Source organism: Paenarthrobacter sp. PPS72 (assembly GCF_048537125.1).
Lineage (GTDB): Bacteria > Actinomycetota > Actinomycetes > Actinomycetales > Micrococcaceae > Arthrobacter > Arthrobacter nitroguajacolicus_E.
Genome location: NZ_JBLYIE010000043.1, coordinates 1 through 1,579, shown reverse-complemented (window position 1 = coordinate 1,579; position 1,579 = coordinate 1). Strand labels below are relative to the sequence as shown.

1 pseudogene is annotated in these 1,579 nt (G+C 63.1%); it reads left to right on the top strand.

The window, feature by feature from the left end:
- Nucleotides 1-96: 96 nt before the first annotated feature.
- A pseudogene (locus tag ACLRGI_RS17180) lies at nt 97-1,579 on the top strand (CLIPPER-2 domain-containing protein); the annotation flags it as partial.

Here is a 1,579-nt window from a genome sequence, read left to right as displayed (position 1 = left end):
GCCAACAGCGCCACCACCACCGGCACGCCGCCGGTTGGTCCTCCGGTAACGCCTCCTCCGGGAAACACGGATACCCCGCTGACCCCGGCTCCGGCCATGGAGTTCATCAAATCGGCCGACGCTTCCGGTATTCAGAACCCGTCTGTTGTGGGCGATAGCATCGTCTACACCTTCACGTCGAAGAACACCGGCAACGTGACACTGACCAATGTTTCCATCACGGATCCGCTGGCCGGCCTCTCGGCACTGACGTATACCTGGCCGGGCGCTGCAGGAGTTCTGTTGCCCGGTGAAACGGTGACAGCTACGGCAACCTATGCCATCACCCAGGCGGATATCGACGCCGGTCACGTCGCCAACTCGGCCACGACCACGGGCACTCCTCCTACCGGTCCGCCGGTAACGCCGCCGCCGGGAACCACGGATACTCCGTTGACCCCGGCTCCGGCCATGGAGTTCAGCAAGTCCGCGGATGCTTCCGGTATTCAGGACCCGTCTGCCGTGGGCGATCGCATCGTCTACACCTTCACGGCCAAGAACACCGGCAACGTGACGCTGACCAATGTGGCCATCACGGATCCGTTGGCTGGGTTGTCCGCGCTGGCTTACACCTGGCCGGGTACTCCGGGCGAGCTGCTTCCAGGCCAAACGGTGACAGCTTCGGCAGCCTATGGCATCACTCAGGCTGATATCGATGCCGGCCATGTGGCCAACAGCGCCACGACTACCGGCACTCCTCCTACCGGTCCTCCGGTAACGCCTCCTCCGGGAACCACGGACACTCCGTTGACCCCGGGTCCGGCCATGGAGTTCACCAAGTCCTCTGATGCTTCCGAGGTTCAGAGCCCGTCCGTCGTCGGTGACCAGATCACCTACACGTTCACGGCCAAGAACACCGGCAACGTGACACTGACCAACGTATCCATCACGGATCCGCTGGCTGGTTTGTCCGCGCTGACGTACGTCTGGCCTGGCGCTGCAGGAACGCTGCTGCCTGGTGAAACTGTCATTGCTACCGCAACGTATGCAATCACCCAGGCCGACATCAACGCCGGCCATGTGGTGAATGAGGCGACCTCCACGGGTACTCCTCCCACCGGTCCTGCGGTAACGCCACCTCCGGCAACGACGGACACCCCGTTGACGCCGGCTCCGGCAATGCAGTTCACCAAGACCGCTGATACGTCGGCTGTCCAGGATCCTTCAATGGCTGGTGACGTCATCACGTACACCTTCACGGCGAAGAACACCGGAAACGTGGACCTCACCAACGTGTCCATCACGGATCCGCTGGCCGGATTGTCCGCCCTGAGCTACGACTGGCCGGGCACCCCCGGCCAATTGCTCCCGGGTCAGACGGTCACGGCGTCGGCTACTTACGCCATTACCCAGGCGGATATCGACGCCGGGCACATCGCCAACGCGGCCACCACTACCGGCACGCCGCCGGTTGGTCCTCCTGTAACGCCTCCTCCGGGAACGACGGATACCCCGTTGACCCCGAAGCCGGCGATGGAGTTCAACAAGTCCGCAGACGACTCGGCTGTCCAGGATCCTTCCAAGGTTGGCGATGTCATCA